This is a genomic window from Pseudomonas sp. PD9R, from assembly GCF_019200975.1.
GTDB lineage: Bacteria > Pseudomonadota > Gammaproteobacteria > Pseudomonadales > Pseudomonadaceae > Aquipseudomonas.
This window is the reverse complement of record NZ_JAHTMR010000002.1, coordinates 261,114-284,736: the sequence shown is the minus strand read 5'-3', so window position 1 is coordinate 284,736 and position 23,623 is coordinate 261,114. Positions and strand designations below refer to the sequence as shown.

Annotated in this window: 21 protein-coding genes; 4 read left to right on the top strand and 17 right to left on the bottom strand. The window is 59.6% G+C overall.

Annotated elements, in window-relative coordinates; translation table 11 throughout:
• Window positions 1-16 precede the first annotated feature (16 nt).
• The gene (gene adk / locus KUF73_RS05750) at window positions 17-664 is read right to left on the bottom strand and encodes an adenylate kinase (protein ID WP_218437095.1); all 648 of its coding nucleotides are present in this window, start codon (window positions 662-664) and stop codon (window positions 17-19) included.
• Between the two features lie 288 nt (window positions 665-952).
• Window positions 953-3,583: a phosphoenolpyruvate carboxylase gene (gene ppc, locus KUF73_RS05745; protein WP_218437094.1), complete on the bottom strand. Its 2,631-nt coding sequence runs from the start codon at window positions 3,581-3,583 to the stop codon at window positions 953-955.
• 203 nt (window positions 3,584-3,786) lie between these two features.
• On the opposite strand from ppc, the gene KUF73_RS05740 reads away from it, so the two are divergent.
• From KUF73_RS05740 to KUF73_RS05730, 3 genes are all read left to right on the top strand, one after another.
• Window positions 3,787-4,131: a pilin assembly protein gene (locus KUF73_RS05740; RefSeq protein ID WP_218437093.1), complete on the top strand. Its 345-nt coding sequence runs from the start codon at window positions 3,787-3,789 to the stop codon at window positions 4,129-4,131.
• Between the two features lie 295 nt (window positions 4,132-4,426).
• Complete coding sequence (locus tag KUF73_RS05735) at window positions 4,427-4,834, top strand: DUF4398 domain-containing protein (RefSeq protein WP_218437092.1); 408 nt, start codon at window positions 4,427-4,429, stop codon at window positions 4,832-4,834.
• A gap of 45 nt (window positions 4,835-4,879) precedes the next feature.
• Complete coding sequence (locus KUF73_RS05730) at window positions 4,880-5,674, top strand: OmpA family protein (protein WP_218437091.1); 795 nt, start codon at window positions 4,880-4,882, stop codon at window positions 5,672-5,674.
• Between the two features lie 115 nt (window positions 5,675-5,789).
• On the opposite strand, the gene KUF73_RS05725 is transcribed toward KUF73_RS05730, so the two are convergent.
• The 15 genes from KUF73_RS05725 to KUF73_RS05655 all read right to left on the bottom strand — a co-directional run bounded on the left by KUF73_RS05725 (window position 5,790) and on the right by KUF73_RS05655 (window position 22,380).
• Window positions 5,790-6,119: a hypothetical protein gene (locus KUF73_RS05725; RefSeq protein ID WP_218437090.1), complete on the bottom strand. Its 330-nt coding sequence runs from the start codon at window positions 6,117-6,119 to the stop codon at window positions 5,790-5,792.
• Window positions 6,116-7,030, bottom strand: coding sequence for an alpha/beta hydrolase (locus tag KUF73_RS05720; RefSeq protein ID WP_218437089.1), 915 nt, complete (start codon window positions 7,028-7,030; stop codon window positions 6,116-6,118). Before KUF73_RS05720 ends, KUF73_RS05725 begins: the two co-directional genes overlap by 4 nt.
• 158 nt (window positions 7,031-7,188) lie before the next feature.
• Window positions 7,189-8,466 (bottom strand): flavohemoglobin expression-modulating QEGLA motif protein, encoded by a 1,278-nt coding sequence (locus KUF73_RS05715; protein ID WP_218437088.1) that lies wholly within the window; start codon window positions 8,464-8,466, stop codon window positions 7,189-7,191.
• Between the two features lie 33 nt (window positions 8,467-8,499).
• Entirely contained in the window at window positions 8,500-9,054 is a 555-nt protein-coding gene (locus tag KUF73_RS05710; RefSeq protein ID WP_218437087.1) for a hypothetical protein, read from the bottom strand.
• Window positions 9,055-9,176: 122 nt separating this feature from the next.
• Complete coding sequence (locus KUF73_RS05705; protein WP_218437086.1) at window positions 9,177-9,893, bottom strand: TetR/AcrR family transcriptional regulator; 717 nt, start codon at window positions 9,891-9,893, stop codon at window positions 9,177-9,179.
• Between the two features lie 99 nt (window positions 9,894-9,992).
• On the bottom strand, window positions 9,993-11,495 hold the full coding sequence (gene lysS / locus KUF73_RS05700; protein ID WP_218437085.1) for a lysine--tRNA ligase: 1,503 nt from the start codon (window positions 11,493-11,495) through the stop codon (window positions 9,993-9,995).
• A gap of 92 nt (window positions 11,496-11,587) precedes the next feature.
• A protein-coding gene (prfB, locus tag KUF73_RS05695; RefSeq protein ID WP_218437084.1) for a peptide chain release factor 2 occupies window positions 11,588-12,683 on the bottom strand; the annotation gives its coding sequence in 2 pieces (ribosomal slippage) (window positions 11,588-12,610 and window positions 12,612-12,683; 1,095 coding nt in all).
• Window positions 12,684-12,911: 228 nt separating this feature from the next.
• On the bottom strand, window positions 12,912-13,913 hold the full coding sequence (locus tag KUF73_RS05690) for a PleD family two-component system response regulator (RefSeq protein ID WP_218437083.1): 1,002 nt from the start codon (window positions 13,911-13,913) through the stop codon (window positions 12,912-12,914).
• 48 nt (window positions 13,914-13,961) lie between these two features.
• A complete protein-coding gene (locus KUF73_RS05685) occupies window positions 13,962-14,972 on the bottom strand; it encodes a chemotaxis response regulator protein-glutamate methylesterase (protein WP_218437082.1) in 1,011 nt (336 codons plus the stop codon).
• Window positions 14,969-17,254, bottom strand: coding sequence for a hybrid sensor histidine kinase/response regulator (locus KUF73_RS05680; protein ID WP_218437081.1), 2,286 nt, complete (start codon window positions 17,252-17,254; stop codon window positions 14,969-14,971). The genes KUF73_RS05685 and KUF73_RS05680 overlap by 4 nt, the downstream gene beginning before the upstream one ends.
• A complete protein-coding gene (locus KUF73_RS05675) occupies window positions 17,251-17,934 on the bottom strand; it encodes a chemotaxis protein CheW (protein WP_218437080.1) in 684 nt (227 codons plus the stop codon). Before KUF73_RS05675 ends, KUF73_RS05680 begins: the two co-directional genes overlap by 4 nt.
• Window positions 17,931-19,202 (bottom strand): protein-glutamate O-methyltransferase CheR, encoded by a 1,272-nt coding sequence (locus tag KUF73_RS05670; RefSeq protein ID WP_218437079.1) that lies wholly within the window; start codon window positions 19,200-19,202, stop codon window positions 17,931-17,933. Before KUF73_RS05670 ends, KUF73_RS05675 begins: the two co-directional genes overlap by 4 nt.
• Window positions 19,199-19,735 carry a chemotaxis protein CheW gene (locus KUF73_RS05665; protein WP_218437078.1) on the bottom strand — a complete coding sequence of 179 codons (537 nt, stop codon included), beginning with the start codon at window positions 19,733-19,735 and terminating at the stop codon, window positions 19,199-19,201. The genes KUF73_RS05670 and KUF73_RS05665 overlap by 4 nt, the downstream gene beginning before the upstream one ends.
• Window positions 19,735-21,357 (bottom strand): methyl-accepting chemotaxis protein, encoded by a 1,623-nt coding sequence (locus tag KUF73_RS05660; RefSeq protein ID WP_218437077.1) that lies wholly within the window; start codon window positions 21,355-21,357, stop codon window positions 19,735-19,737. Before KUF73_RS05660 ends, KUF73_RS05665 begins: the two co-directional genes overlap by 1 nt.
• Before the next feature lie 297 nt (window positions 21,358-21,654).
• Window positions 21,655-22,380, bottom strand: coding sequence for a tellurite resistance TerB family protein (locus tag KUF73_RS05655; RefSeq protein WP_218437076.1), 726 nt, complete (start codon window positions 22,378-22,380; stop codon window positions 21,655-21,657).
• 206 nt (window positions 22,381-22,586) lie between these two features.
• Between KUF73_RS05655 and KUF73_RS05650 the strand changes: the two genes are divergently transcribed.
• Window positions 22,587-23,501, top strand: coding sequence for a LysR family transcriptional regulator (locus KUF73_RS05650; protein ID WP_110966601.1), 915 nt, complete (start codon window positions 22,587-22,589; stop codon window positions 23,499-23,501).
• Window positions 23,502-23,623: the final 122 nt, after the last annotated feature.

The following is a 23,623-nucleotide window of genomic DNA, read 5'->3' as shown; positions in this document are numbered from 1 at the left end:
AAAGCGCTCAGACTTTTCAGTTCAGCGCTTCAAGCACCTTGCCGGTGATCGCTTCAACCGAGCCAACACCTTCGATGTGGCTGTACTTCGGTTTGCCCTGAGCTGCGGACAGCTCCTGGTAAAACTTCACCAGTGGCTCGGTCTGGGCATGGTAGACCGACAGACGATGACGCACGGTTTCTTCGGTATCGTCTTTACGCTGCACCAGCTCTTCACCGGTGATGTCGTCTTTGCCGGCAATTTTAGGCGGGTTGTAGACGATGTGGTAAACGCGGCCTGAAGCCTCGTGCACCCGGCGACCGGCGATACGCTGGACGATGTCTTCGTCCTTGACGTCGATTTCGACCACGTGATCCAGCTCCACGCCGGCTTTCACCAAGGCTTCAGCCTGGGGAATGGTGCGCGGAAAACCGTCGAACAGGAAACCGTTGGCGCAATCAGCCTGGCTGATGCGTTCCTTGACCAGATTGATGATCAGGTCATCGGAAACCAGACCGCCGCTGTCCATGACGCTCTTGGCGATCAGGCCCAGCTCGGTGCCGGCCTTGACCGCTGCACGCAGCATGTCGCCGGTGGAGATTTGCGGAATGCCGAATTTCTCGGTGATGAACTTAGCCTGAGTACCTTTACCGGCCCCGGGAGCTCCCAGCAGAATGACGCGCATCGATGTGCTCCTCAATTTTTTATATAGATAACGTCAGATTCGCCTCGTGGGGCCAATCTCAAAAATAGGGTCGTGGCCGCCCAAACGGCCAAAGGCTGATCAAGATACACAGCAGGCTGCGCCCACACAAGCCGCCAAAAGTCGGAGAAACCGCCGCTTCCTGTGACCTTTCGGCGCGGTTCCCCTAGTCGCAACCCCATCATTAACTGTCGCTTGGCAGCACATTTACACCCGCCGTCGGGCGGCATCCGCCCCGTGCGCCGGATGCCTGACCCCACGGCAAAAACCTTAGCCGGTATTTCGCAATCCGGCGGCAATCCCCGCCACAGACACCAGCAGCGCCTGCTCTACCGGGCTGCCCTGTGCCACATCCTGTTGTCGCGAACGTGCCAGCAATTCGGCCTGCAATAGATGAAGCGGGTCGAGGTAAGTGTTGCGTAAACGGATGAATTCCAGGGTATCTGGGCTATGTGCCAGTAGCTGAGACTGACCGGTCAGCCCAAGCACGATGGCGCATGCCTGCGACAATAGGTCGCGTAAGTGCGCGCCCAACGGCAACAAGTTCGGCTCGACCAGACGCTCATCGTAGGACTGGGCGATGTCCGCATCGGCCTTGGCCAGCACCATTTCCAACATGTCGATACGGGTACGGAAGAACGGCCATTGCTCGCGCATTTGCCCCAACAGCTCACCTTCGCCGCGCTCCAGTGCCTTGCTGAGCGCGGCCTCCCAACCGAGCCAGGCCGGCAGCATCAGCCGGGTCTGGGTCCAGCCGAAAATCCACGGGATCGCCCGCAGGCTTTCGATCCCGCCGGCGCGGCGCTTGGCCGGGCGACTGCCCAACGGCAAGCGACCGAGTTCCTGTTCCGGGGTCGACTGGCGGAAGTACTCGACGAATTGAGGATTTTCCCGCACCACGGCACGGTAAGCGCTGACGCCATCCGCCGCTAATTCGTCCATCAAATGGCGCCACTCGGGCGTGGGTGGCGGTGGTGGCAGCAACGTCGCTTCGAGCACCGCAGCCAAATACAGATTGAGGTTTTGTTCGGCGATGTCTGGCAGGCCGAATTTGAAACGAATCATTTCCCCCTGCTCGGTGGTGCGGAAACGCCCCGCGACCGAACCCGGCGGCTGCGACAGAATAGCCGCATGCGCCGGGCCGCCGCCACGCCCCACGGTACCGCCGCGACCGTGGAACAGCAGCAGCTCCACTTGTTGTTCGCGGCAGATGTCGACCAGACGCTCCTGCGCCCGATACTGCGCCCACGCCGCCGCAGTGGTGCCAGCGTCCTTGGCCGAGTCGGAATAACCGATCATCACTTCCTGCGGCCCTTGCAGGCGCGAGCGATAACCCGGCAGCAGCAACAGTTTTTCGATCACCGGGCCGGCGTTGTCGAGGTCGGCGAGGGTTTCGAACAGTGGCACCACGCGCATCGGCCGCAACACACCAGACTCTTTGAGCAGCAGTTGCACGGCCAGCACGTCGGAAGCGGCACCCGCCATGGAGATCACGTACGAACCGAGGGACGCACCTGGCGCGGCGGCTATTACCTTACAGGTCTCCAGTACTTCAGCGGTGTCGGCGGATGGTTTGTAGTGGGCCGGCAACAACGGCCGGCGGCTGCTCAGTTCGCGCATCAGAAACGTGATGCGCTCCTCTTCACTCCAGTCTTCATAACGACCGAGGCCGAGGTAATCAGTGATTTCGGTCATGGCAGCGCTATGCCGTGACGAATCCTGACGCACATCGAGACGCACCAGGAACAGGCCGAAGGTCACCGCACGGCGCAGGCAATCGAGTAACGGACCGTCGGCAATCACGCCCATGCCGCATTCGTGCAGCGAGTGGTAGCAGAGTTCTAGCGGATCGAGCAGGTCGCGGTTGTTTTGCAGGACGTCGGCGGGTGCAGGCGTCGGTGTCGTCAGCGACGTATGCGCCCAGTTACGTGTAGCACGCAGACGTTCGCGAAGTTGTTTGAGCACCGCACGATACGGTTCCGCACTCTCGCCAGACTTGGCTTTCAGCGCGTCACTGGCTTGCTGCATCGACAAATCGGCAGCGAGGTGATCGACATCACGCAGGTACAAATCGGCGGCCATCCACCGTGCCAGCAACAACACTTCACGGGTTACGGTCGCAGTCACGTTGGGATTGCCGTCGCGGTCGCCGCCCATCCATGAAGCAAAGCGAATCGGTGCTGCCTCTAACGGCAAACGCAGGCCAGTGGCGGCATGCAGGGCCTGATCGGCCTTGCGCAGGTAATTGGGGATGGCGTGCCACAGCGAGTGTTCGATCACCGCGAAGCCCCATTTGGCCTCGTCTACGGGGGTCGGACGCGTGCGGCGGATTTCTTCGGTGTGCCAGGCTTCAGCGATCAAACGCTGCAACGTCGACTTGATCTTGTCGCGCTCGGCGCCGGTGAGATCGCGATGGTCCAGGGCCGCCAGTTGCGCAGCAATGGCGTCGTACTTCTGGATCAGGGTACGCCGTGCAACTTCGGTTGGGTGCGCGGTCAGCACCAGCTCAATCTCCAGCCGGCCCAGTTGTCGGGCCAGGGACTCGGCGCCATGCCCTTCGGCGCGCAGACGCGCCAGCAGTTCCGGCAGCACGCGTGCTTCGAACGGGGCCGCTTTGGATTCTTCGCGGCGGTGAATCAGTTGGTATTGCTCGGCAATGTTGGCCAGGTTGAGAAACTGGTTGAACGCTCGCGCTACTGGCAGCAACTCGTCTTCGGTCAGCTGGTTGAGGCTGGCGCTCAGCTCGGCATCCATCGAACCCCGACGGTCCGCCTTGGCGCCCTTGCGGATCTGCTCGATCTTGTCGAGGAAGTCATCACCGTACTGTTCACGAATGGTGTTGCCCAGCAGCTCACCCAACAGGTGAACGTCTTCGCGCAAGCGTGCATCAATATCAGACATCAGCAGTTCTCCAGCAATAAATCCGGGGCGGCCAAGAAGCTAGAGAGTGCCGTTCCAAACGGCTTCTTACAAGCAAGACGACGAAGGGACTTTAAACCTTGGGCGTTGAAGCTAGTCTGAACAGTAAGCCGTACAACGGCTGTCGCCGGCCAATGCCGGATACTCACCCGGCCTGCCACGAGCAGGCGCGTCATGAGGTCATTATGAAAATCCGCGAATTAGCCCAGCATTGGGAAGAAAACGCCAAGGGTCGCCTGACCCAGACGGGCTACACGATTCATCTGGATGTGGAAGCTGCCGCACGGTTAGCGGCGATTACCGAGATGTACCCGAAACGGCAACCCGAAGAACTGCTCGGAGAGCTGATCGGCGCCGCCCTGGAAGAACTGGAAAAGAGTTTTCCGTATGTGAAGGGCTCGACCGTGGTCGCCACCGATGAAGAAGGCGATCCGCTGTATGAAGACGTCGGTCCGACCCCGCGTTTTCTCGCGTTGTCCCGTCGTCATTTGCACGATTTATCGGCGGGTAGCGACAAGCAGAAACACTGATTCAGACGACCAATAAGATCAAAAGATCGCAGCCTTCGGCAGCTCCTACATTTGGAATGCATTTCCCTGCAGGAGCTGCCGAAGGCTGCGATCTTTTGATTTTCTGCCCCGATTTAGAGCCTTGTCTCTCCGATCAGAGCTTTTTCGGCGACAGGCCAATTTCTCTGAACTTTTAAAAAACGCCTCGGGTCAATCCAAGTACCCCCCCTGGGACGGCCGTATCAAAACACCCCGAAAACGATGGTTGCGGCTCCTCGCCCAGGATGGATTTTTTCGTTGTTCAGGAGTTAGCCCAATGGAGTTGAAGACCATGAAAACCCGAACTGGCAAAGCCTCGTTTACCCGAAACCTGAAAATGACCGCGCTCGCCATTGGCGGCAGCCTCGTACTGGCGGGTTGCGCCGGCAATCCACCGACCGAGCAATTCGCCGTGACCGAATCGGCGGTCAACAACGCGGTCAGCGCTGGCGGTACTGAATTCGCCGCAGTGGAAATGAAATCGGCGCAGGACAAGCTCAAACAAGCCGAAATCGCCATGCACGACAAGAAGTATGACCAAGCCAAAACCCTGGCCGAGCAAGCCGAATGGGACGCTCGCGTCGCCGAGCGCAAAGCCCAGGCGATGAAAGCCGAACAAGCGGTGAAGGACTCTCGCCAAGGGGTTCAGGAACTGCGTCAGGAAAGCCAGCGCACCGTTCAGTAACGGCGCGGCACGACGTATTTCTTACATGACTAAAAGGACGAAACCATGAATTCCAAATTGATGATCCCTGCCCTGCTGGCTGCGAGTGTTGCATTGGCCGCTTGCTCGACCCCACCCAACGCCAACCTTGAACAGGCCCGAACCAACTATTCCGGCCTGCAAGCCAATCCGCAGGCGAGCAAGGTCGCGGCGCTGGAAACCAAGGACGCCAGCGATTATCTGGACAAGGCTGACAAGGCCTACATGGACAAGCAAGACCCGGCCAAAGTCGATCAACTTGCGTATTTGACTAATCAGCGAGTGGAAGTGGCGAAGCAGACCATCGTCCTGCGCACTGCTGAAGCCAACCTGAAAAACGCTTCGGCGCAACGGGCCCAGGCTCGCCTGGATGCTCGCGACCAGCAGATCAAACAGCTGCAAGACAGCCTTAACGCCAAGCAAACCGATCGCGGCACGCTGGTGACTTTCGGCGACGTGCTGTTCGCCACCGACAAGGCCGAGCTGAAATCCAACGGTTTGATGAACATCAACAAACTGGCCCAGTACCTTCAGGAAAACCCCGACCGCAAAGTGATCGTCGAGGGTTATACCGACAGCACCGGTACGGCGTCGCACAACCAGTCGCTATCGGAGCGTCGCGCCAGTTCAGTGCGGATGGCGCTGGTGAAGATGGGCGTCGACCCGACACGCATCGTCGCTCAAGGTTACGGCAAGGAATACCCGGTGGCGGATAACGCCAGCACCTCGGGCCGGGCGCAAAACCGTCGAGTGGAAGTGACGATTTCCAATGACAATCAGCCGGTGATTCCGCGTTCGGCGATCAGTGCCAACACGCAGTAATCACCATTGCAACATTCCCTGTAGGAGCGAGGCTTGCCCGCGAAAGGGACAACGCGGTCTCTCAGATACATCGCGTTATCGTTCTTCGCGGGCAAGCCTCGCTCCTACAGCGGGATCACGGTTGCAACTTCTGCGGTGTTTCCTGCCCCATGCAACGCACAGCCTTTTTCTGGCCGTTGATCAGCACACCGCTCAGGCCCTTCTGCTCGGTATCGAACAACACCAGCACGCCATCGATGCACTGGGCCACTTGGGCCGCTGGCTCAAGGGAGACTTTGTAGTCCTCGCCCGGCACGGTCTTGAGCATGGTGAATTCGTTGAGCAGCAACGCATCCTCAGGCTTGGCGAAGTGCAGGTAGCCGTACCACCACAGGGCGCCTACGGTGCCGAGGATGCTGCAGATACCGGTGATGATCAGCGGGATGGCGTTACGTTCTTCACTCATTGCGGACTCTCTGGTGGTTCATCTTCAGAATTCGGGGGTGCCGGGTAATTCGGGACTTCACCCAGGCGGCGCAGGCCGTTGAAATGCTGCGGATCATCAAGAAAACGCAGCATGACTTTGCGCCAGACCGGGTCGGCGAACGTTTGCACGTGGCCGCCACGGGTCAATTGCAGCACCCTTGGCGGCGGCGCAGCTTGATACAGTCGGATGCCATTGGAAAGAGGCACGATCGGATCGTCGATGCTGTGGTAGATCAGTTTCGGCACGCCGTTGACTTGCGCCATGGAATTGATCGCGCTGTCGCCATCCGGCACCAGCCACGACAGCGGCACCTGGAATGCCCACAGCGCCCATGAATGGCTCAGGGCAAACTGACCGACGCTGCGGTAGCTCGCGGGCACGCCATCGAGCACAAACGCCTTGAGTTGTTTCTGCCGCTCGGGGTGTTGCCCAAGGTAGTGAACCGCCATCGAACCACCGAGGCTTTGGCCGAGCAGTATCAGCGGTTTGCCCTTGACCTCCGGCGCCTGGTCGAGCCATTTGAACGCGGCGTCGATGTCCTGATAAATCGCCGGCAGACTGGGCTCGCCTTCGGACAGGCCATAACCGCGATAGTCCAGCAGCAACACTTGATAGCCTTGCTCTGGCAACCAGTAGCTACCGCCCAGGTGCATCGGCAGATTGCCGCCGTTGCCATGCAAGTGCAGCACCGTGCCCTTGACCTCGACACCTTTTTTCGCCGGCAGCCACCAGCCGTGCAACTTGAGTCCGTCGGCGGTGACCAGCGTGACATCACGGTATTCGAGCTTGGCTTTTTCCGGGGTGAACAGCTGGCCGGATTCGGGGTAGAACAGCAGCGAACTGCAACCGCTCAAGGCCAGGAGAAGGCAGAGGATGCCGAGGAATCTCATCCGGTGAAACCTCGCAATTGATTTGGGGATTTTCGATACGGCTCCAATCGCCAAGATCGCAGCCTTCGGCAGCTCCTACAGGTTTTGTGTATGCCGCAATGTCGCGGATGTACTCGATCAATGTAGGAGCTGCCGCAGGCTGCGATCTTTTGACGGCATCACAATATGTTGGAGTAATCCGCCTCGATCCGATCCAGGCTCAGGTGATTCAGGAAGTTGGAGAAGCACATCCACGCCGACAACGCGTTCATGTCACGGAACTGCTCCGGCAAATATTTCGGCGGCACCACCAACCCTTCATCCACCAACTGACGCAAGGTGCGCATGTCTTCCAGCGTGGTCTTGCCGCAGAACAGCAGCGGTATCTGCTCCAACTTGCCTTTACGCACCGCCAACTGAATGTAGTTGTAAATCATGATGAAGCCCTTGAGGTAGGACAAGTCTTTGGTAAATGGCAGACCTGTCGGCACCGAGCCACGGAAAACGCGACTGGCGTTGCTGTAGCTCTCGGGCATTTCGAAACCTTGCTCGCGGAAGAACTCGAACACCTGCAGGAAGTCGGCGCCCTCTTCCACCATGTGAATGGCCCGCGTGCGGTTGGTAAGTTTGCGCAGGCGGCTCGGGTAAGAGGCGAAGGTGATGATTTCCATCAGGATCGCCAGGCCTTCCTGAGTCACGGTCGACGAGGGCGGCCCCTTGGCGAGGAAGGTGCAGATCGGCTGGTTAAGGCCGTTGAGGGTGGTGCCGACGTGCACCAGCCCTTCATGGACTTCCAGCGCCCGCACGTCGCGGTCGTTGAACATCGCGTCGGCGCGGATCTTGATGTAGTCGGCGCCCGCCGCCGCATCCGCAACGATGCCGTCGGACTCGAACACCCGAATGGTTTCCTCGGCCTCGCCGAACACTTTGTTCAAGCGGGTCTGCAGCAGGTTGACGGCGTCCTTGGCGGTCAAGGTCTTCGGCTCATCCTTGAGGTCGCCGCGACCGTCGATGTTGTTCAGGTACTCGGACAACATCATGCCCAGGTCGGACAGCGTCGGGTCGCCGGCATGGAACGCGTCGGACGCAGCGCCGTACAGTTCTTGGGAAATCAGACCGAAATCCTCGGTGCCGCGCGCTTCGAGCATGCGCACCACCATCCGGTATTCCTTGCACATGCGGCGCATGATCTGCCCGACCGGGTTGAACTGGCCGAGCTGGCGGGTGATGTCGCGCTCGATGTTCTGGAACTCCAGCTTCACTTTGCTGGAGTCGAACGATAGTGGCCGGTTCAGGTAATAGTCGCGATCCACCGCCGGCATTTCCTTGCCCTTGGCCTTGAGGAAACCCTTGCGGATGTTCTCGTCCCATTTGACCGCATCAAGGACGCGGATCGGCGTCTGCGCCAGCACAATGCGATCGGACAAAATGCGTATCGACTGCTGGTAATCGTCCACCCGAAACTCCTGTAAAACCGTTATGTGCTGGGGTTATTTGGCTTTGGCCTGGCGTTGGTAACGCACCACTTCGACGAACACATCGGAGTTGGCCGGGTCATCGAGGTAAGCGGAAATCTGCTCCATGTTGCTGTTGATCAACACGCCATCGCCGTCATTGGTTTGAAAGCTTTCGCCGTTCAGGGCTTTTTGCTGCAGGGCCTGATTGATCTGCTCAAGGTCGAGGTTGTAGACCACCAGTTCATGTTTATCGGTCAGTTCGAACCCGGCAATCGTGAAGTTTCCGCCGAACTGTGCCGGCACTTTCGCCGACAGATACCAGCGGCTGCCATGGCGCGTTACCGTGAACGGATAGGCCTCGCGCTCTTTGGGTTTGGCCCGGAAATAGCTGACGGCCTGATAGTGATTGTCGCCGATGCGCGTCAACTCCAGGTTGACCGGCTCACCCCAGGCGTTGGTGCTGGTCCACTTACCGAGCAACCCTTTGGGCGCGGGCTCGCTGGTGGGCAGCGGTTCCTTGAAGGTCACCAGGCAGCCACTGAGCAGCAGGAACGACAAGGCGATCACGACGACACGCCAGGCTTTCATTCAACACTCCCTATGAAACAACGCCGTCCCCTGTAGGAGCGAGCTTGCTCGCGATCGCGGTGTGTCACACAACAACGATGTTGAATGTCAGACCATCGCGAGCAAGCTCGCTCCTACAGGGATTAGACCGACGCGAGTACCAGGTGCATATACCGCTTAAGGATGCCGAGCATTTCCTCTTCGGCCGCTGGGTCGGCGTCGTTGAGCAGGCCCTGATATTCCATCCGTCCGATTATAGCCGTCAACACTTTGGCATCCTGTTGTGGCTCATGAGAACCCAACACCTGAAAAAGCTGGCAGGAACCCTGCAACAGAATTTGCTGATGCGAGCGCACCAACCCGGCCAGACGCGGGTTCAGCAACGCTTCCTGACGGAATGCCTGCTCGGCCATCAAGTGTTCACGACGGGTGACCAATTGGCGGTGCACATAATCGGTCATCAGCCGTGCAATTTCGTCTGCCAGGCGTGACCGAGCGGCGGGACTGCCGTCGCCACTGTCGATCATCTCGCGCAGCAGCCCTTCGTTGTTCACCCACAGTTTGGCCATGTAGGCCGCGCTGCGTTCGACGTATTGAGCGAAGGTATCGGTGAGCAAGTCATCGATATCCTTGAAATAGTAAGTGGTGGCCGACAACGGCACACCGGCCTCGGCAGCCACCGCGCGATGGCGCACGGCGCGCACGCCATCGCGCACGACGATGCGCATCGCGGCATCGAGAATGTCCTGTCGACGCTGCTCGCTGCCCTGTCGGCTGGCCTTGCGGCCCTGGTACTGAACACTTTCAGCGACCGCAGTGGCGATACCCGCTGCACCTTCTTGAGCCATTGCACGATTCACGACAGGTCTTTCCTCTCAGATGAAAGTAACAAGTTGATACGTTTGTACCAGACAGGCAATAAAAAGCCGCCTGAAAAGGCGGCTTTTTAATTGAAACACTTATGCCTGCGGCCGCATGTGCGGGAACAGGATCACGTCGCGGATCGACGGAGAGTTGGTCAGCAACATCACCAGACGGTCGATGCCGATGCCTTCACCCGCCGTTGGCGGCATGCCGTACTCCAAAGCGCGAACGAAGTCGGCGTCGTAGTGCATGGCTTCGTCGTCGCCGGCGTCCTTGTCGGCCACCTGCGCCATGAAACGCTCGGCCTGGTCTTCCGCGTCGTTCAACTCGGAGTAGGCGTTGGCGATTTCGCGGCCACCGATGAACAGTTCGAAACGGTCGGTGACGTTCGGGTTGTCGTCGTTACGACGGGCCAGCGGCGACACTTCGAACGGATACTGAGTAATGAAGTGCGGCTGTTCCAGCTTGTGCTCGACCAGTTCTTCGAAAATCATCACTTGCAGCTTGCCCAGACCCTCGAAGCCCAGCACTTTGGCACCGGCTTTCTTGGCGATGGCGCGGGCCTTGTCGATGTCATTCAGGTCGTCAGCGGTCAGCTCAGGGTTGTACTTGAGGATCGAGTCAAAAACCGACAGACGCACGAACGGCTCGCCGAAGTGGAACACCTTGTCGCCGTACGGCACGTCGGTGCTGCCCAGGACCAGCTGCGCCAACTCGCGGAACAGTTCTTCGGTCAGGTCCATGTTGTCTTCGTAATCGGCGTAAGCCTGGTAGAACTCCAACATGGTGAATTCAGGGTTGTGACGAGTCGAAACGCCTTCGTTACGGAAGTTGCGGTTGATCTCGAACACCTTTTCAAACCCGCCAACCACCAGACGCTTGAGGTACAGCTCCGGGGCGATACGCAGGAACATTTCCATGTCCAGCGCGTTGTGGTGAGTTTCAAACGGCTTGGCTGCCGCGCCGCCCGGAATGGTTTGCAGCATCGGCGTTTCCACTTCCAGGAAGTCACGCTTCATCAGGAAGCTGCGGATGTGGGCGATGACTTGCGAACGCACGCGGAACGTCTGGCGCACTTCTTCGTTGACGATCAGGTCAACATAACGCTGACGGTAGCGCTGTTCGGTGTCGGTCAGACCGTGGTGCTTGTCTGGCAGCGGGCGCAGCGACTTGGTCAGCAGGCGCACTTCGGTCATTTCAACGTACAGGTCGCCCTTGCCGGAACGGGCCAGGGTGCCAACGGCGGCAATGATGTCGCCCATGTCCCAGGTTTTCACCGCGGCCAGGGTGTCTTCGGACAGGGTTTTACGGTTGACGTAAACCTGAATGCGACCGGTCATGTCCTGGATCACCATGAACGAGCCACGGTTGAGCATGATGCGACCGGCAACCTTGACCGGGATTGCAGCCTCTGCCAGCTCTTCCTTGGTCTTGTCCGCGTACTGCTTCTGCAAGTCTTCGCAGTAGTTTTCGCGGCGGAAGTCGTTCGGGAAGGCATTGCCCTTGGCGCGCTCGGCAGCAAGCTTTTCCTTGCGCAGGGCGATCAGGGAGTTTTCTTCCTGTTGCAGGGCTTGCGGGTCGAGTTCTAGGTCGCTCATGTCTTTAAAAATTCCATCACAGGTTCGTTGCCCCCGGCCATGAGCCGGGGTTCGCGGGCAAGCCTCGCTCCTACAAGTCTGTAGGGCGGGCCTTAGAGCCCTTGTTTCAGGCTGGCCACCAGGTATTCGTCGATGTCGCCGTCGAGCACCTTGTCGCAGTCGCTGCGTTCGATGTTAGTGCGCAAATCCTTGATTCGCGACGCATCGAGCACGTACGAGCGGATCTGGTGACCCCAGCCGATATCCGACTTGGTGTCTTCCAGTGCTTGCGAGGCAGCGTTGCGTTTCTGCACTTCCTGCTCGTACAAGCGCGCCCGCAGCATTTTCATCGCGGTGTCTTTGTTCGCGTGCTGGGAACGTTCGTTCTGGCAGCTGACCACGGTGTTGGTCGGTACGTGGGTGATACGTACCGCCGAGTCGGTGGTGTTTACGTGCTGACCACCGGCACCGGAGGAACGATAGGTATCGATCCGCAGGTCCGACGGGTTGATGTCGATTTCAATGTTGTCATCGATTTCCGGCGATACGAACACCGCGGAGAACGAGGTGTGACGACGGTTGCCGGAGTCGAACGGGCTCTTGCGCACCAGACGGTGCACGCCGATTTCGGTACGCAGCCAGCCAAAGGCGTATTCGCCCTTGATGTGCACGGTAGCGCCCTTGATCCCGGCAACTTCACCGGCCGACAGCTCCATGATGGTCGCATCGAAGCCGCGTTTGTCAGCCCAGCGCAGGTACATGCGCAACAGGATGTTGGCCCAGTCTTGCGCTTCGGTACCGCCGGAGCCGGCCTGGATGTCCAGGTAGGCGTTGTTGGCGTCCATCTCACCGCTGAACATGCGACGGAATTCGAGCTTCTCGAGGGCTTCGCGCAGACGCTCCACTTCAAGGGCTACGTCGTCGACGGCGGCCTGGTCTTCTTCCTCGGCAGACATCAACAGCAAGTCCTTGGCATCGGCCAGACCGCTGGACATCTCATCAAGGGTTTCTACGATCTGGGCCAGCAGCGAGCGCTCGCGACCCAGGTTCTGAGCGTACTCAGGGTTGTTCCAGACACTCGGATCTTCAAGCTCGCGATTGACTTCAGTCAGACGCTCATGCTTTTGATCGTAGTCAAAGATACCCCCGAATAGTTTCGGAGCGCTCGGACAGGTCCTTGATACTGTTAAGGATCGGGTTGATTTCCATGGCGGGCAGCACTCGTTGGCGAACTTTTGAAAGCCGGCGAGTATAACGGCAAACAGCCGCCAACGGCAGTCCGCTTGGCGGCTTTAGGGGTGAATGGTTTTGGAGATTGCGGCGAGCACTTGTAGGAGCTGCCGAAGGCCGCGATCTTTTGATGTCGCTTTAACTTAACGGCAAAGATCAAAAGATCGCAGCCTTCGGCAGCTCCTACAACGAACGTCTATCGCTCGTTTATTCAATCCCCACCTGATTACGCCCATTGTTCTTCGCCAGATACAGCCCCTTGTCCGCCGCCGAGATCAGTTCGCGGCAATTGCTGCCCGCCACCGGAGTGATGGTCGACAGGCCGATGCTGATGGTCAGGCTTGATCCTTCGCTCGGCGAGATGTGCGGGATTTTCAAGGCTTCGACGGTCATGCGCAGTTTTTCCGCGACCAGCCGCGCGCCGCCCTGAGAGGTGTTGGGCAGGACCAGGGCGAATTCTTCGCCGCCGTAACGAGCCGGGAGGTCCGAAGGTCGGGCGCTGGCGTCGCGGATTGCCGCCGCGACTTTGCGCAGGGCTTCGTCGCCTTCCAGGTGGCCGAAGGTGTCGTTGTAGGTCTTGAAATAGTCCACGTCGATCATCAGCAGCGACAATTGGCTCTGCTCACGCAACGAGCGGCGCCATTCAAGTTCCATGTATTCATCGAAATGCCGACGGTTCGACAGTCCGGTCAGGCCATCGGAGTTCATCAAGCGTTGCAGCACCAGGTTGGTGTCGAGCAACTGCTGCTGGCTGACACGCAAGGCGCGATACGCCGCATCACGCTGCAACAGCGTCATGTACGAACGCGAGTGATAGCGAATGCGCGCCACCAGTTCGATGTTGTCCGGCAGTTTGACCAGATAATCATTGGCCCCCGCCGCGAAGGCCGCGCTCTTGATCAGTGGGTCTTCCTTGGTCGACAGGACGATGATCGGAATGTCCTTGGTCGCCGGGTGGTTGCGGTACTCACGCACCAGGCTCAGGCCATCCAGGCCTGGCATGACCAGATCCTGGAGGATCACCGTCGGCTTGATGCGCACCGCATGGGCAACGGCCTGGTGCGGGTCGGCGCAGAAATGGAAGTCGATGTTTTCTTCGTTCGACAACCCGCGCCGCACCGCCTCGCCGATCATCGCCTGATCGTCCACCAACAACACCATGGCGGCATTTTCGTCGGTCTTGAAGTCGTCGAGCTGCAAATCATTCATGTGCGTTCACCTGAATACTACTTGGGCCAGGATTGCTGTGAAGGGTAGTCATTTGGGAAAAATCTCCAGCAATCGTGGCGCTATCTTTTCCAGCGGGCGGATTTCCACGGCGGCATCGATGGCCGCAGCCGCTTTCGGCATGCCGTACACCGCACTGCTTTGTTGATCCTGGGCGATGGTCAGGTAGCCCTGTTGGCGCAGAAGTTTAAGCCCTTGCGCACCATCACGCCCCATGCCAGTAAGCAAAACGCCTACCGCATCGCCGTTCCAGTAATTGGCCACGCTCTCGAAAAACACATCGATCGAGGGCCGATAAATTTCGTTGACCGGTTCGGCGGTGTAAGCCAGCGTCCCGTTTTTCAACAATCGAATATGGTGGTTGGTGCCGGCCAACAACACCGTGCCGCTTTGCGGCGTCTCACCTTCCTGAGCCAGGCGCACATCGAGACCACTGGCGCTGGCAAGCCATTCGGCCATGCCGGCGGCAAAGACTTGATCCACGTGCTGGACCAGCACGATAGCGGCGGAAAAATCCCGTGGCAGGCCCTTGAGCAATATCTCCAGCGCCGCCGGCCCGCCGGCGGAAGAACCGATGGCGATCAGGCGTTGGCGCGAGGCCGAACTGCGCAGAGGGCTGGGTGCCAGTCGTTCCCGATTGCCCTTCTCGCCGATCAGCCAGCCGATGTTCATGATTTTGCGCAACAACGGCGCCGCCGCCTCTTGGGCGTTACCGGCACCGAGGGCGGGCGTGTCCACCACGTCGAGGGCACCATGGCCCATGGCTTCGAACACCCGGTGCACGTTCTGCTGGCGATCCACCGTGACAATGACGATGGCGCAGGGCGTTTCGGCCATGATCCGCCGGGTGGCTTCGACCCCGTCCATCACTGGCATGATCAGGTCCATCAGAATCAGGTCCGGTGTCTGCTCGGCACACTTTTGCACCGCTTCCTTGCCATTACTGGCGACCCAGACCACCTGATGCGCCGGCTCGAAGGCCAGCGCCCGACGCAGGGCCTCTACCGCCATGGGCATATCGTTGACGATTGCTATCCTCATGCCCGCGCTCCTCCAATGAGCTCAACCACTGCATCAAGCAGGGCGTCGTCATGAAAACTGGCTTTGGCTAGATAATAGTCGGCTCCAGCGTCCAGTCCACGACGACGATCTTCTTCACGATCCTTGTAAGACACCACCATCACAGGCAGCGATTGCAGACGGTTATCCCGACGCAACAACGACACCAGTTCGATGCCGTCCATGCGCGGCATATCAATGTCGGTGATCAGCAGGTCGAAATCCTCCGAGCGCAAGGCATTCCAGCCATCCATACCGTCCACCGCCACGGCTACGTCGTAGCCACGATTAAGCAACAGCTTGCGCTGCAGTTCACGTACGGTCAGGGAGTCGTCGACCACCAGAATCCGCTTGCGAGCTGCCTCGACCGCCTGATTGCTGTGCCGGGCAATGCGCTCAAGGCGCCCGGTATTGAGCAGTTTGTCCACCGAGCGCAGCATGTCTTCGACGTCAACGATCAACACCACCGAACCGTCATCGAGCAAGGCCCCGGCAGAAATGTCCTGCACCTTGCCCAGACGCTCATCCAACGGCAGCACGACCAGCGTTCGTTCACCGATAAACCGCTCGACCGCTACGCCATAGATCGCTTCGCGCTCGCGGATCACCACGACTTTCAGGGTTTGCTGATTGCCCTGGCTCGCGGGGCGTTGCAACAACTGGCTGGCGGCGACGAGCCCGACATGCCGGCCCTCGTACCAGAAGTGCTGGCGGCCCTCGACCTGCACGATATCCGCAGAATCCAGATCACACATGCGCTCGATATGGGCCAGAGGGAAGGCATAGGCTTCGTCGCCAACCTCCACCACCAGGCTACGCACCACCGACAGAGTCAGGGGTACTTCGAGATGGAAGCGGCTGCCCTCGCCCGCCGTCTGTTCCAGCACCACCGCGCCGCGCAACTGACGGACCATGTGCTGCACGGCGTCCAGGCCAACACCCCGCCCGGAGACTTCGGTGACCGAATCACGCAGGCTGAAACCGGGCAGGAACAGGAAGGTCAGCAGCTCCTCCTCGCTCAACTGCGCAGCGGTCTCCGCTGGGGACAATTGGCGTTCGATGATGCTGCGCCGGACCTTCTCCAGATCGACGCCGTGACCGTCATCGCTCAATTCCAGCACCAGCAAGCCAGCCTGATGGGAGGCACGCAAGTGAATCAGCCCTTCCTCCGGTTTGCCAGCCAGCAGCCGTTGTTGCGGGGTTTCGATACCGTGGTCCACCGCGTTGCGCAGCAGGTGCGTCAGTGGCGCTTCGAGTTTTTCCAACACGTCGCGGTCGACCTGGGTTTTCTCGCCTTCGATTTCCAGACGCACCTGTTTACCGAGGCTACGACCGAGGTCGCGAACCATCCGTGCCTGACCACTCAGCACATCGGCGAACGGCCGCATTCGACAGGCCAGCGCGGTGTCGTACAACACCTGCGCGCGCTGGCTGGCCTGCCAGGCGAACTCGTCCAGCTCGGCGTTCTTTTCCACCAGCATTTGCTGGGATTGCGCCAACAATCGCCGGGCATCCTCAAGCGCTTCCTGGGCTTCGAGGCTCAGGGCATGTTCCTTGAGATGGACGTTGAGATTTTCCAGCGCTCGAAGGCTGTTGCTCTGGATGCGCTTGAGGCGCTGCATGGTGGCCAGATGCGGTTTCAGGCGCAGGGTTTCCACCAGGGATTTACTCGACAGGTCGAGCAGGCTGTTCAGCCGTTCGGCAGTAACACGCAGTACGCGCTCGCCGTTTTCGGTGGTGCGTTTGGTTTTCTTCGGCGCTGGCACAGGCTCAGCTGGCGCCTCAATGACCGTGACCGGGTCTGCGATTTTTGTTGCCGGCGCTTCGAGTTGAAGCTCCGCCATCACTGGTGCGGCTGATGCCATAGGGACAGCCATCGGGTCCAGCAACCGCCCCATCAAGGCCACATACGCTTCGATATCCGCAGGCGCAGGGTTGTTGTTCGGGGTCGCGATACGCATCAGTAAATCAGTGCCTTGCAGCAACGCATCAATGTGTTCGGGACGCAGGTACAGGCGCGATTCCTGGGCACTGACCAGGCAATCCTCCATGACATGCGCAACGCTGACGCCGGCATCCACACCGACGATGCGCGCCGCGCCTTTGAGCGAGTGCGCCGCACGCATGCACGACTCAAGGTGAGCGGCTTGGGTTGGATCGCGCTCCAGCGCCAGCAGACCCGCGCTCAGCACCTGGGTCTGGGCTTCGGCTTCCAGGCTGAACAGCTCCAGCAAAGAAGCGTCGCGCATTTGCTCGGGGGTCATGTGAGGCTCCGGGTCACGGCGGACAACAGCTGTTCTTCATCCAGCCAGCGCAGGCTGCGACCTTTGAATTGCAGCACGCCACGGGTGTATTTGGCAGTCGCTTGGGTGCCGGATCGCGACGCGGCATCGAGGATCCGTTCGTCGATGGCGTGAATGCCATCCACTTCATCCACCGGTACCACCACCGGCCCGCCGTGGGCAGCGATGATCAGCATGCGCGGCATGACTCGCGTGCCTGGGGCAACGCTGTTGACGCCGTCGAGCCCGAGCAACTCAACCAACGACAGGCACGCCACCAGCGCACCGCGCACATTCGCCACGCCGAGCAACGCCCGGGAGCGCTGGTGCGGAAGCGAATGAATGGCTTGCAACGGTGCCACTTCTACCAGACTGCGCGTCGCCAGGCCCAGCCACTCTTCACCGAGGCGGAACATCAACAGCGAACGTGTTTTAACTTCACTCTCGACCGCGCTGGAGACTTGCGTGCGATCTTCCTGTTGCAACGCATAGCGATCGAGCAGGCGCGTGGCGGCGGCCGAGTACACCGCGCAATTGCGGCAATGAATGTGTTCGATCAGCAATGGGCAGGACTTGTCGCCATGGATGCCGATGCGGTTCCAGCAATCGTCAATGGCCTGGGCATCTTCACGGGTGACGCTAAAGGTGTCGGAGGCGATCATCGTTTACGCTCACTGTCAGCGGCGCGCTCGCTGCGAGCGGCGCGGTCCTGCAATCGTCTGGCACCCACGCTGTCGCCCTGGGATTGCAGCAAAGCTGCCAGGTGCATCAACGCGTCGGGATGTTGCGGTTCAAGGTACAAAGCTTTGCGATAAAAACCCTGGGCTTCCAGGACACTACCGGCGACATCACTGAGCAGGCCCAGCCAACAAAACACCTGGGCCACCGGTTCGTGGCTGCGCAAATAACTTTCGCACGCGGCACGGGCTTCGGCGCTTTTGCCTTCGTTGGCCAGCGCGGCGATATTTGCCAACAGCGTTGCGGTCTCGGAATCGCTCGTTTTCGCAGCAGGCGCCGTGCGCGGAATGCTGGCGAATGGGCGTTTGATAACCGGCGGTGGAAGGACGTTACGCACTACTTGCGGTACTGGCAACGGTGCGGGAACGAAGGTCGGCAAGGGCTCTGGTTGTGCTTCATGCTGACGGTTGAAGGCAAACGACTGCGGGATGCCAATCGAGCGCATGCCAAAACGCCCGAGCAGGCTGCCCTCGGCAGGACCGATAAACAGCACGCCATCGACATGGGTCAGGCGCTTGAGCACTTCGAAAACCTGTGTTTGCGTCGGCTGATCGAAATAGATCAACAGGTTGCGGCAGAACACAAAGTCATAGGGCGGCTCATGGGCGAGCAAAGCCGGATCGAGCAGGTTGCCGACCTGTAACCGCACCTGGTCCAGTACCCGGCTGCTGAGTCGATAACCGTCGTTTTCCGCGGTGAAATATCGATCGCGAAACGCGATGTCCTGGCCGCGAAACGAGTTCTTGCCATACAGCGCACGCCGGGCTTTTTCCACCGACAACGGGCTGACGTCCATGCCCTCGACCTTGAACTGGTGCGGCTTGAGCCCGGCATCCAGCAGCGCCATGGCAATCGAATACGGTTCTTCGCCGGTGGAGCACGGCAGGCTGAGAATGCGCAGCGCGCGCATGTTATTGATCTCGGCCAGACGTTTGCTCGCCAGTTTCGCCAGCGTGGCAAAGGATTCCGGGTAACGGAAAAACCAGGTTTCGGGGACGATCACCGCTTCGATCAGCGCCTGCTGTTCATCCCGGGAACCCTGCAAGGTGTGCCAATACTCGTCAGCCGTCAGCGCATTGGACGCGGTGCTGCGCTGGCGTACGGCGCGCTCGATGATGGCCGGCCCCACCGACGTCACGTCGAGGCCGATGCGCTCCTTGAGGAAATCGAAAAATCGCTGATCGCTGCTCATGGCCGTTCCTCAAGCAGCGCCACGTCCAGTGGCGGCGTCGGAAACAGCAGCGCGCGTACGCGCTCATCCAGCAGATCGGCGACCCGCACCCATTGCAGCAACCCCTGTGCGTCTTCGCGCACCGGACCGAGATACGGCGCCTGGCGATTGTCCAGGCCATAGGGCTGAAAATCCGCCGGGTTGCAGCGCAACGTATCGGTGGCTTGCTCCAGAATCAGTCCGAGCAATTGCGTCGCTGCGGTGTCCTCCGCGCGGTAATGCACCAGCACCAGTCGCGTGCTAGTGCGAGCCTGCGCCGGCGTACCAAAGGTCAAAGCGCTGAGGTCGATCACCGGCACCACCGCACCGCGATAGGCGAACACTCCTGCGACCCAGTGTGGTGCGTGGGCAATCGGCTTCAAAGGCACGCGCGGCAGTACTTCCGCCACTTCGATGGCCTGCAATGCATAGCGCTCGCTGCCGATGCGGAACACCAGAAACAACGCATGCAACGCCTGCTTCACGGCAGTGCGTTTGGCCGTGAGTTCGCTCATCAGACTTTGAATCGCGAGACGCCGCTACGCAGCCCCACGGCCACCTGGCTCAGTTCATCGATGGCGAAACTGGCCTGGCGCAAGGACTCGACGGTCTGGCTGCTGGCATCGCCCAACTGCACCAGCGCGTGGTTGATCTGCTCGGCGCCGGTGGCCTGGGCCTGCATGCCTTCGTTGACCATCAATACCCGCGGCGCGAGCGCCTGGACCTGATGGATGATCTGCGACAACTGCTCGCCGACCTGCTGCACTTCGGACATGCCTCGGCGCACTTCTTCGGAAAATTTGTCCATACCCATCACGCCGGCCGACACTGCCGACTGAATCTCGCGCACCATCTGCTCGATGTCGTAAGTGGCGACCGCAGTCTGATCCGCCAGACGTCGTACTTCGGTGGCGACCACGGCGAAACCGCGCCCGTATTCACCGGCCTTCTCAGCCTCAATCGCGGCGTTGAGCGACAACAGGTTGGTCTGGTCGGCGACCTTGACGATGGTCACCACCACCTGATTGATGTTGCCGGCCTTCTCATTGAGGATCGCCAGTTTGGCGTTGACCAGATCGGCCGCGCCCATCACCGAATGCATGGTTTCTTCCATGCGAGCCAGGCCTTGCTGCCCGGAACCGGCGGCCACCGAGGCCTGATCGGCAGCGGTGGAGACTTCGGTCATGGTGCGCACCAGGTCACGGGAAGTCGCTGCGATTTCACGCGAAGTCGCGCCAATTTCAGTGGTGGTGGCGGCGGTTTCGGTGGCGGTGGCTTGTTGTTGCTTGGACGTGGCAGCAATCTCGGTGACCGACGTGGTGACTTGCACCGACGAACGCTGAGCCTGCGACACCAGGGATGTCAGCTCGGCCATCATGTCGTTGAAGCCGGTTTCCACGGCACCGAATTCGTCCTTGCGTTCCAGGTTCAGGCGGTTGCTGAGGTCACCGGTGCGCATGACTTCGAGGATGCTGACGATGCGATTCATTGGCGCCATGATCGCCCGCATCAACAGCAAACCACAGAGGCCGGCAGCCAATACCGCGACCAGCAGGGAAATGCCCATGCTGATTTTTGCCGCGACCACAGCGTCATCAATGGCGGCCATGTCCTTGTCCGCCACGACTTTGTTTTCGCTGATGATGTCATTGAGTTTCATGCGGCCTGCGGTCCAGGCCGGGGTCAGTTGCTCGGTGAACAACTTGATGGCTTCAGCTTCTTCGTTACGCTTATGCAAATCGAGCACGGCGGCGAGGATTTTGTTGAAATCCTCTCGCTTTTGTTCGAAGGCAGCAAATTCGACTTTGTCTTCGTCCGTGGTGACGGTGCCACGATATTTAGCCATCTGCTCCTGCAGACGCGCCTCGAACGCCTTGAAGTCTGCGGCATCCTCGGCACTGATGCCCTGCCCCTCTTTCAAACCGAGCATTTCCTGGGTCTGAAGAAAAGCGTCGACCCAGGCGCTGCGGATCATCGAGCTGTAATAGACCCCGGGCAACGCGTCGTCACGAACGCTGGCTTCACTTTCTTCGATCTTCAACAACCGTGAATAGGAGGCGACGACCATCAACAGCATGATGGCGATAATTACCGCAAAGCTCGCCAAAATGCGTTGGCGCAACGTCCAGTTCTTCACAGTCAGTCCTCGGGGCCATTTCAAATGTTGGGGAGTATAGCCGAGGGCGGTGTTTCATTTATAAGACGGATGCGCACCACTGCTCATCCCGCTGGAGAAAGCCGAGACTGGCTCTGGGTTGGGACTGTCCGCTAATTGCGTGGGAGGGTGTTAGGGGTGATTTGGTAGAAGCGGACCGTGTATCGGCCATTGAGATTTTTTCAGGATCGAAAGATCGCAGCCTTCGGCAGCGCCTACATTTGAAATGCGATCCCGTGTAGGAGCTGCCGAAGGCTGCGATCTTTCAGGGAGCGCCGCTTACATCGCTGCCTGCCGCACCTGCTTCTCCAACTCGGCCTTCAACCCCGGCTCCAACTTGAGTTGCCGCGCCAGTTCATCAAGGTAGGACTTCTCCATGAAGCTTTCCTCGTCCACCAGCATCACACTGGCGATGTACATTTCAGCGGCCATTTCCGGAGTACTGGCGGCGCGGGCGACATCGGCCGGGTCCAATGGTTTGTTGAGTTCGGCGTGCAGCCAATGCTGCAATTCCTGGTCGTTGTCGAGTCTGGTGAACTCGCCTTCAATCAGCTCGCGTTCGCGCTCGTCAATATGGCCGTCAGCCTTGGCCGCCGCCACCAGGGCTTTGAGAATGGCCTGGCTATGTTGTTCGGCCTGCGCCATTGGCAAGCGGTCGAGGGTTTGCGGTTCAGTCTTCGGTGCAGTGCCCTGCTGGGTCTGCCAATTGCCATAGGCCTTGTAGGCCAGCACACCCAACGCGGCGAGGCTGCCGTAAACCGCGACTTTGCCGCCTACCTTGCGTGCCTTCTTGCTACCCAGCAACAGGCCCATTGCCCCCGCTGCCAAAGCACCTCCGCCCGCGCCAGAGAGCAAACCGCCAAGCCCGCCCGAGCCACCGTTACCGCCAAGCAATCCGCCCAGCGCGCTGCCAGAGGCGTTGTTGCTCGGCACCCCGCCCGCCTTGTTCTGCAACATAGTCTGGCCGGACTTTAGTAGTTGATCGAGCAATCCACGGGTGTTCATTTTTCCGCCTCCATAAAAAGGTTTAACCGGACATTGAGGCCATCAGCCTAGATCGAAAGTACCGACAACCCGCCCGCGAGAGTGCTTCCAGATGTTGCACCAAAGCTTTTCACTGGCCGCTTGAAGCTAGCGGCTTGCAGCTGCTTTCAGAAATTTCGATATACACTGCAACAAATCGATAAAACCGCCCACCGGGTACGCTTGCCATGATGACCTTGCGTCAAATCCGACATTTCATCGCTGTGGCCGAGACCGGTTCGATCTCCGCCGCCGCGCAAACCGCGTTTATTTCCCAGTCCACCCTGACTCTGGCCATCCAGCAACTGGAGGAGGAAATCGGTGTCAGCCTGTTCAGTCGCCACGCCAAGGGCATGACACTGACCCACCAGGGCCATCAATTCCTGCGTCAGGCCCACCTGATTCTGGCCACCGTGGACAACGCCAAACGCAGCCTGCAACAAAGCACCGATCAGGTTGCCGGGCAGTTGATTGTTGGCGTGACCAGTCTGGTGGCCGGTTATTACCTGGCGGATTTGCTCACCCGCTTCCAGCGTGCTTACCCCAACGTTGAAATACGCGTGATGGAAGACGAGCGCCCGTACATCGAGCATTTGCTGGTCAGTGGCGAGATCGATGTTGGCGTGCTGATCCTCTCTAACCTCGAAGATCGCCATGCGCTACAGACCGAAGTGCTGACCCATTCGCCCCATCGACTCTGGCTGCCGGCCCAGCATCCACTGCTGGAGCACGACAGCATCAACCTCGCCGACGTCGCCCGCGAACCGCTGATCCAGCTGAACGTCGATGAAATGGACCGCAATGCCCAGCGCATGTGGACGGCGGCCTCGTTGCAACCACGCATCACCTTGCGCACTGCCTCGACCGAAGCGGTTCGAAGTCTGGTGGCCGCTGGATTGGGCGTATCGATACAGCCCGACATGACTTATCGCCCATGGTCATTGGAGGGCGACATCATTGAAGCGCGGCCGATTGCCGACCTCAGCCAGACCCTCGACGTCGGCCTGGCATGGCGTCGCGGCACCGCGCGACCGGCGCTGGTGGACCCATTCCTGACGGTCGCACGCGAGCAACCCCACGGCGGACGCAAGCCATCTATTTAATCGAACGCCACCTTCAGTATTTAGTATTTGTCGACCTCGGGTCCGCGCACTAGTCTTGTTCCATCTAATAAAGACGGCCGGCCCCCAGTCACTGGGAGCGCTGCTATGTCTATACAAGAAGC